Origin of the sequence: Devosia sp. (assembly GCF_017307565.1) — a bacterium.
Lineage (GTDB): Bacteria > Pseudomonadota > Alphaproteobacteria > Rhizobiales > Devosiaceae > Devosia.
The window spans coordinates 1-4,737 of record NZ_JAFKHD010000038.1; the positions used below are offsets into that span (position 1 = coordinate 1).

Here is a 4,737-nt window from a genome sequence, read left to right on the forward strand (position 1 = left end):
CGTAAACTCACAGAAGGACCTCGCATGCGCAGAGCCGTTCGAACGATTCTGATCGTCATAGTCGCCGGAGCGATCTTCTTCGGGCAGCACTGGTATTCCTACGTGACGAACAAGACGACTCCCTACGACGAGAGCGGCATCGAATTGAAGCGCCTCAATATCGGCGGCGGCTACCCGGCCCCCTACCCGACCAGCGAAGCGCCGCCGATGGACTATTATTTCGAGACCATCGCCCAGGCCGTTACCGACCACTTTGGCGACAAGAACAAGCCCGAGCTGATCATCGAGCCGGGCCGCGCGCTCGTGACCTCGTCGACCTCGCTGCTGCTGCGCGTGAAGCACCAGCGCGGCGGCCAGTCGGTCTATGTCAACGACGGCGCCTATGGCTCGCTGATGGAAGTGAAGTTCATGCACTTCACCCCGCCGGTGCGCGTGTGGCGCGGCCCGCGCCTTCACGACAACAATGGCGAATTCTCCGAATTCACCATCTGGGGTCCGACATGCGACAGCTACGACGTGCTGCCGCAGGTATTCACCCTGCCGGCCGATATCGATGAAGACGACTGGATCGAGTTCGGCCTGATGGGTGCCTATACCCAGGCCTCGCTGACCCCGTTCAACGGCTTTGACCGTCGCGACCAGTACTGGGTAGACGAGGTTTATACCGGCAAGGATATGGCGCCGGCCGAATAAGCGGTTTCCGCGCTTTTGATATGGACCCGCCCGAGCGCAAGGCTTGGGCGGGTTCTTTGTTTTTGGGGTTCGCGACGCTGCTGCCGCAATGCAGAGTCATTTCAGGTGCTTAGCGGGCGGGGCTCGCACATTGATTCATGGGGAGAGGGATGATGGAAGAGCCACCTGATATCGCCGCCTTTGGCCGGCGCATCATGATCATCGGGCCGACCAATGCGGGCAAATCCACGTTGGCGGTAGCTATCGGGCAGAAGCTGGGGATTCCGGCGCGGCATGTCGACCTTTATCGGCATGCCCCGAATACCGACTGGGTACAGCGTTCGGACGCAGAATTTGCGGCGCTGCATGACGCGGCCGTGGCTGAACCCGAGTGGGTAATGGACGGGAATTATTCGGCGCTGATGCCCGGCCGGATCGCGGCGGCGACGGGGATCGTAGCGCTCGATGATGCGCTGTGGCGGCGCTATTGGCGCTATTTTGCGAGGACGCTCAACCGCCAGCGAGCCGGTGCGCTGGAGGGCAACCGGGATTCGATCAAGTGGGCGATGATCCATTGGCTGTGGACCACCCGGCACTCGGCGGAAAAGTATATCGCCATGGCACGGGACACGGGCCTGCCGCTGGCGGTTTGCCGCGACCAGAGGCAGTTGCAGGCGCTCTATCGCGCCTGGGGGCTCAGCTTGCCGTCTTCGGCTTGACGAGGCCGAAACGGAGAAGGCTTTCGGCGGCACCGAGCACGGCCTCTTCGGGCGTGTGATAGGGGCGGCCGAGGAGACGTTCGCCCTTCGAGCCGTCAAAATGCTTTTCGTTGCCAATGTCGTTGATGATCTGGCGGACGGGACCGCCGAGCCTGCCGAGGATGCGCATCAACCAATCGGGTACCGTCTTGAGGGTGACCGGATGATCGGGATAGCTCTGGCGGAGGATGGCCGCGACGTCTTCGAAGCGCTGGTAGGGGCCCGTGCAGAGATAGCGCTGGCCGATGCTGTCGGGGTGTTCGAGGGCGGCGAGGTGCATGGCGGCGACGTCGCGCACGTCACTGATGGCAAAACCAATGCGCGGCATGGCGGGCGTCGAGCCATCCAGGAGGCCACCGACGAGGCTGAGGGAAATGCTGGTTTCCGGGTCGCTGGCGGGCCCGAGGATGGCGCCGGGATGGATGGTGGTCAGTTGCATGCCCTTGCCGCTGGCGAAGGCCCAGGCGGCCTGCTCGGCCCGCGTCTTGCCGATGCAGTAGGCCCAGGGGCGGCGCATGCCGGTAAGATCGGTGAAATCGGTCTCGGTATAGGTGCGGCGGCCCTTTTCGTGGCCGAGACCATAGCCGACGGTGGCGATGGACGAAGTCATGATGATCCGCTTGATGCCTTCGGCATGGGCGAAGCGCAGGACGCGCTCAGTGCCTTCGACGGCGGGGCGGATGACGGTGGCCGGGTCCTTTGGCTCCTCAGCGACGATGACGGTGGCGACATGCATTACCGCCGTGGCGTCTTCCATGGCGTGGGCCCAACCGGCATCGTCGAGCAGGTCGGCCTCTACGATCTCGAGACGGTCTTCGGTGCCCGGCGCGAGGAGGTCCATGGCGGCCTGGATACTGCGGATCTTGGTGCGGTTTCGGACGGTGCCCCTGACGCGATAACCGGCACGCTGCAGTTCGCCGATGACGTGTTTGGCCACGAAGCCGGACGCTCCGGTAACGAGGATGCAATCCATATGCCTGACCCCAAATAGACTCCCCTGCCCTACACGCTCGAACAGACTCGCGGAAGCGGCAATCGATTGTGCGGGCCGGACGTCGCCAATGGGGTGTGAAAGAAAATGGGATAAATTAGTCTGACCGTGCGTTTCCCGTTCGTCTAGCACGGACGGCAGGAGGTCCTGCTGGTTCCGAGAGGAGACTAAAATGCAATTCCTGGTCGCAATTCACCTGCCTGACGACTACGACCCGTCGAAGGAAAACGCCGCCCTGATGAAAGACATTTCCGATCTCAACGAGGAAATGATCGCCAAAGGTGTGCGGGTCTTTGTCGGCGGCTTGCAGCCCGCTACGCGGGCCAAGACCATCCGCGCGCGCAACACTGGCGGCATGGTGGTGACCGACGGGGCGTTCGTCGAGGCCAAGGAGCATGTCGGCGGGTTCTGGGTGCTCGAATGCGCCGATCTCGATGAGGCGCTCGAATGGGGCAAGAAGGCGACTGTGGCCTGCCGGGCACCGGTCGAGGTGCGCGGCTTCAATCCGGTGCCGCCGGAGCGCCTCAGGGCGCGCCAGGAGGCGGAAGCGCGGGCGGCGCACTAGCCAAGGCCCCGGGAAACAAAAAGGGCGGCCACTGGGGCCGCCCTTTGAATTTGGTCAGAAGCGAGCCTTATGCGGCTTCGGCTTCGTTCTCGTCGTACTGGACCGGACCGGAGTCCTGGCCCTTGGCATCGACGTCGCGATCGACGAACTCGATCACGGCCAGCGGGGCGTTGTCGCCATAGCGGAAGCCGGCCTTCAGGATGCGGATGTAGCCGCCCTGACGTTCAGCATAGCGCGGGCCGAGAACGGCAAAGAGCTTAGCAACCTGGGCTTCATCGCGGATCTGAGCGATGGCCTGGCGGCGAGCGTGCAGGTCGCCGCGCTTGCCGAGGGTGATCAGCTTCTCGACGATCGGACGGAGGTCCTTGGCCTTGGGAAGCGTGGTGACGATCTGTTCGTGCTTGATCAGAGCTGCGGACATGTTGGCAAACATGGCCTTGCGGTGAGAAGCGGTACGGCTGAGTTTGCGGCCGCGATTACCGTGTCGCATGGGTATCTCCTAAAATCTTGGCAGCGCCGGATCAGTAATGATCTTCGTAGCGCTTGGCGAGGTCATCGATATTCTCGGGCGGCCAATTGGCAACGTCCATCCCGAGATGAAGCCCCATCTGTGCCAGGACTTCCTTGATTTCGTTGAGCGACTTGCGGCCAAAGTTCGGGGTCCGCAGCATCTCGGCTTCCGTCTTCTGGATGAGGTCGCCAATGTAGACGATGTTGTCGTTCTTGAGGCAGTTGGCCGAACGGACAGACAGTTCGAGTTCGTCGACCTTCTTGAGCAGCGCCGGGTTGAAGGCGAGTTCCGGGACAGCGTCCTGGGCCTTTTCCTTGGTGGGCTCTTCGAAGTTGACGAAGACCGAAAGCTGGTCCTGGAGAATGCGCGCAGCATAGGCCACGGCATCTTCCGGCGACACGCCGCCATTGGTGTCGACGGACAACGTCAGCTGGTCCTTGTCGAGGCTTTCGCCAGCACGGGTCGCGTCAACCTTGTAGCTGACACGGCGCACAGGCGAGAACAGGGCATCGACCGGAATATAGCCAATCGGCGCATCTTCCGGACGGTTCTTGTCGGCCGGGACATAGCCCTTGCCGGTATTCACAGTGAACTCGATGTTGATCTCGGCACCATCGTCGAGGTGGCAGATCACGAGTTCGGGGTTCAGAACTTCGATATCGCCGGAGACCTTGATGTCACCAGCGGTCACGGCGCCCGGACCCTGCTTGGAGAGAGTAAGACGCTTCGGGCCTTCGCCACCCATCTTGATGGCGATTTCCTTGACGTTCAGCACGAGGTCAGTGATGTCTTCGCGCACGCCCGGAAGCGACGAGAATTCGTGCAGAATGCCATCGATCTGGATAGCGGTTACTGCGGCGCCCTGAAGCGACGACAGCAAGACGCGACGCAGGGCGTTGCCCAGGGTAAGGCCGTAGCCGCGCTCAAGCGGTTCGGCAATAACCGAAGCGTGACGCGAGTCGGCGCCATCCGAAACAATCTCCAGCTTGGTCGGCTTGATGAGTTCCTGCCAGTTCCTCTGGATCGTCACGGTATTGTCCTTTCAAATTCGCGGCCTCGGAGGCCGCACCGCCGCAAACACAATAGAACCCCTGGCCCCGAGGCCAGGAGTTTACCAAGTGGTCTAGTCTTTAGACGCGGCGCCGCTTGCGCGGACGGCAACCGTTGTGCGGAATCGAGGTCACGTCGCGGATCGAGGTGACGTTGAAACCAGCAGCCTGAAGAGCGCGGAGCGCAGATT

7 protein-coding genes are annotated in these 4,737 nt (G+C 62.2%); 3 read left to right on the forward strand and 4 right to left on the reverse strand.

What is annotated here, in order from left to right; all coding sequences use genetic code 11:
- Nucleotides 1-24 precede the first annotated feature (24 nt).
- Together J0I64_RS00615 and J0I64_RS00620 are read left to right on the forward strand one after the other, a co-directional pair.
- On the forward strand, nt 25-693 hold the full coding sequence (locus J0I64_RS00615) for a hypothetical protein (RefSeq protein WP_291405428.1): 669 nt from the start codon (nt 25-27) through the stop codon (nt 691-693).
- A gap of 152 nt (nt 694-845) precedes the next feature.
- Nucleotides 846-1,391, forward strand: coding sequence for an AAA family ATPase (locus J0I64_RS00620; protein ID WP_291405429.1), 546 nt, complete (start codon nt 846-848; stop codon nt 1,389-1,391).
- Here J0I64_RS00620 and J0I64_RS00625 read toward each other — a convergent pair.
- Nucleotides 1,369-2,403 (reverse strand): NAD-dependent epimerase/dehydratase family protein, encoded by a 1,035-nt coding sequence (locus J0I64_RS00625; RefSeq protein WP_291405430.1) that lies wholly within the window; start codon nt 2,401-2,403, stop codon nt 1,369-1,371. The genes J0I64_RS00620 and J0I64_RS00625 overlap by 23 nt on opposite strands.
- 190 nt (nt 2,404-2,593) lie before the next feature.
- Between J0I64_RS00625 and J0I64_RS00630 the strand changes: the two genes are divergently transcribed.
- On the forward strand, nt 2,594-2,986 hold the full coding sequence (locus J0I64_RS00630) for a YciI family protein (RefSeq protein ID WP_291405431.1): 393 nt from the start codon (nt 2,594-2,596) through the stop codon (nt 2,984-2,986).
- 67 nt (nt 2,987-3,053) lie between these two features.
- On the opposite strand, the gene rplQ is transcribed toward J0I64_RS00630, so the two are convergent.
- From rplQ to rpsK, 3 genes are all read right to left on the reverse strand, one after another.
- On the reverse strand, nt 3,054-3,476 hold the full coding sequence (gene rplQ / locus J0I64_RS00635) for a 50S ribosomal protein L17 (RefSeq protein ID WP_046141088.1): 423 nt from the start codon (nt 3,474-3,476) through the stop codon (nt 3,054-3,056).
- A gap of 31 nt (nt 3,477-3,507) precedes the next feature.
- A complete protein-coding gene (locus J0I64_RS00640; protein WP_291405432.1) occupies nt 3,508-4,527 on the reverse strand; it encodes a DNA-directed RNA polymerase subunit alpha in 1,020 nt (339 codons plus the stop codon).
- A 100-nt stretch (nt 4,528-4,627) separates the two neighbouring features.
- Nucleotides 4,628-4,737 (reverse strand): 30S ribosomal protein S11 (gene rpsK, locus J0I64_RS00645; protein ID WP_291405433.1); only part of this gene is annotated, 110 nt, incomplete at its 5' end.